The sequence below is a fragment of the Staphylococcus ureilyticus genome, from assembly GCF_002902235.1.
In the GTDB taxonomy this organism is placed as follows: domain Bacteria; phylum Bacillota; class Bacilli; order Staphylococcales; family Staphylococcaceae; genus Staphylococcus; species Staphylococcus ureilyticus.
In genome coordinates this window covers 1-3,197 of sequence record NZ_PPRL01000114.1, presented here as the reverse complement: position 1 = coordinate 3,197, position 3,197 = coordinate 1, and the positions used below count along the sequence as shown (strand labels likewise).

General features: G+C 31.9%; 3 protein-coding genes. 2 read left to right on the top strand and 1 reads right to left on the bottom strand.

Annotation, left to right across the window (positions count from 1 at the left end; genetic code table 11):
- Window positions 1-192 precede the first annotated feature (192 nt).
- Both panB and panC read left to right on the top strand, forming a co-directional pair.
- Window positions 193-1,005: a 3-methyl-2-oxobutanoate hydroxymethyltransferase gene (panB, locus tag CD150_RS10790; RefSeq protein WP_103161575.1), complete on the top strand. Its 813-nt coding sequence runs from the start codon at window positions 193-195 to the stop codon at window positions 1,003-1,005.
- Window positions 1,002-1,850, top strand: coding sequence for a pantoate--beta-alanine ligase (gene panC / locus CD150_RS10785; protein WP_073344830.1), 849 nt, complete (start codon window positions 1,002-1,004; stop codon window positions 1,848-1,850). Before panB ends, panC begins: the two co-directional genes overlap by 4 nt.
- A gap of 83 nt (window positions 1,851-1,933) precedes the next feature.
- Here the strand turns inward: panC and CD150_RS13455 are convergent.
- Window positions 1,934-3,197: poly(glycerol-phosphate) alpha-glucosyltransferase (locus CD150_RS13455; RefSeq protein ID WP_103161574.1), on the bottom strand; the 1,264-nt coding region annotated here is incomplete at its 5' end.

Genomic DNA, 3,197 nt, shown 5'->3' with positions numbered 1-3,197 from the left:
TTACTATTTATTATAAACTAATATGTATTACACACCTAATATTATTTGCAATTTAGTCGATTTTTCTCGTAGAAAACATTTTAATTTATTTATCAAGTATAAAAAGATGTATTAAATTAATTTTATTTTTTGAATACATTCGTTAATATATGATTAAATATAAAAATATTGAGACAACGGAGTTGAGTTTAATTGTTAACATTAAAACATTTAATTGATATGAAACAGCACGCAAATAAAATTTCAATGGTTACAGCTTATGACTATCCTAGTGCAAAACAAGCAGAATCTGCACAAATCGATACCCTTTTAGTTGGTGATTCTTTAGGTATGACTGTCTTAGGTTATGAAAGTACAGTTCAAGTAACAACGTCAGATATGATCCATCACGCGAAAGCTGTGCGACGTGGTGCCCCTAATACATTTATGGTTGTTGATGTTCCTTTTGGCGCTGTTGGCATCAGCGAACACTCTGATTTAGAAAATGCTATAGATTTATACAAACAAACTAATGCAAATGCAATCAAAGTTGAAGGTGCACATTTAATTGATTTTATAAAAAATTGTAATCACATTGGTCTACCAGTCGTTTCACATTTAGGACTTACACCACAAAGCGTTGGTATTACTGGGTACAAGATGCAAGCCAATACAAAAGAAACAGCACAGCAACTCATAAATGATGCTTACGCTGTACAACAAGCTGGCGCCATTATGCTCGTTTTAGAAGCTGTTCCGAGTGATTTAGCTGCACAAATCACCAAAAATTTAGACATCCCAGTGATTGGTATAGGAGCAGGTAAGGATACTGATGGACAAGTATTGGTTTATCATGATGTGCTGAACTATGAAGTGCCACACCAAGCTAAATTCGTCAAGCAATATGGAGACTTTTCCAGTGGCATAACAGCTTTAATGCAGTATCATAAAGAAGTCAAAAACGAAATATTTCCTGATGAATCACATACGTATAAAAAACAAATTATGGATGAGGTATCAGAATGACAACATTAATTACATCTATTCAAGAAATGAGTAAACTAAGTGCAAATTTAATAGAAAATAATCAGTCCATCGGCTTTGTTCCAACCATGGGTGCTTTACACGAAGGCCATTTGGAAATGATGTCACAATCCGTAATGGAAAATGATGTTACAATCATCAGCATTTTTGTAAATCCACTACAGTTTGGACCAAATGAAGATTTTGATGCATATCCTAGGAATATAGACCAAGATAAAATTAAAGCAGCATCGGTTGGTGTAGACTATATCTTTTATCCTGAAGCAGAAGAGATGTACCCAGAAGAACCTACGATAAAGTTAAATGCTGGTAGGCTCGCCACTGTTTTAGAAGGTGCACAACGTCCTGGCCATTTCAATGGTGTCATCACAGTTGTTAACAAGTTATTTAACATTATTCGCCCACAACGTGCGTATTTCGGCAAAAAAGATGCACAGCAACTAGCTATCGTCAAAAAAATGGTCATGGATTTTAATCATCCAATAGACATCATTGGTGTTAATACAGTACGTGAATCTGATGGTCTCGCTAAAAGTTCACGCAACGTTTATTTGACGCATACAGAACGACAAGAAGCGCCTGCACTATATAAAAGCTTACAGTTAGCAAACGAACAATATCTTCAAGGAGAGCGTGATAGTGCCAAATTAATAGACACAGCTAAAACATATATTGAACAGCATACATCCGGTAACATAGAAACGGTAGCTATATATAGTTATCCAGAATTAGAAGCAATCACACACATTAAAGGAAAAATTTTCATTTCACTAGCTGTAAAATTCAGCAAAGCACGTTTAATAGATAATATGATTATCGGAGATTAATTGATTGATTCAAAATCATTAATGGTTGATTTCACTTTTCAAAGAAATCAACCATTACTTTAATATACAAATATAAAATCAAACTAACCATTAAAAGCCTTATGATATTGTACATAACCTGACAAATAGTGTTCAATATCATCAATTCTTACGCGATAGCCATGATGTTTAATAAAAAACGACCCCAATATTCTTTCTGGATTTTTAAAATACATAGCAATTTCTGGATAAAAGAAACCGGTACGTTCATAATTAGCTCTTATATCAATGGTGTTTAAAAGTTTATCTTCATCAATTAATTCTTTAACGAGGTTTTCATACCCATTGGCTTTAGCATTTTCTATCGTTTTATATGTGGCCATAAGCATTTCTAAAAATGTTGGGTATGTTGTATCTCTATATTTTATATAATCTAAATAGTTACTTACATTCTGAATTCCAAATCTATAATATTTTTCTTGAGGGTCAATTTGAACTAATTCGTTTGTACAATAACCTAACCAATGATCATGGTATTGCCAATAATTGTGAGTAATAAAATGTTCAAACATTATTTTAACTGCTTCTAACCATGTTTCATTATAATCTATTTGATATAAACGTAGTAATGCTAAAGCAGCTTCCCCATCATAATAAACAATACGCTGTTTATCCTTCACTGTTAAATCAGGATAATTCAGGACATGTATTGTTTCACCAGTATTCAAATTAATCATTTTTAATATTCCATTTGCCACATCTTGTGCTTTTTTTAAGTATTGTTTATTTCCTGGGTTATGTTTCAAATACTCACATATCGCAAACACAAATGCCGCATTCTGACCTAGTTTAATTTCATTTATGTTATTTGTGTCATCAAAAACATAACCAATATTTTGTCTTTCATAAACATAGTTATTGATTAAATAATCTAATGCCTTTTCAACAGGTTTAAGATCTTTTTTCAAATAATTTAATCCCTCAATTAATGCATAAGTTGAAGAGGCATGACGTAAACTGTTGTAAAAATTGATCTTTTTATCAAAGTGTGGGAAATAACCATAATCATACTTACCAGACGGGTGCAACATATTCGTTAAGTATTCTGTCCCTTTTTCTATCAATCGATAAAACTCTTTATCTAAGTCTTCCACTGTCCTCAAATTTTTAGTCAGTCCTCGCTCACCTAATAAATAAATATGGTCTTCGTCGCAAATAAAACTTTTAGTATAAAATTTAATGACTTGCTTTCCTTGATAAAATTTGTGATTATATCGTTTATTGTGTGTGGTATATTTTCTTAAATAGTTATTGATATTTTCTTCAGATAATATAAAAGTAGACTTATCCTTTTTATCAGGTCTTACA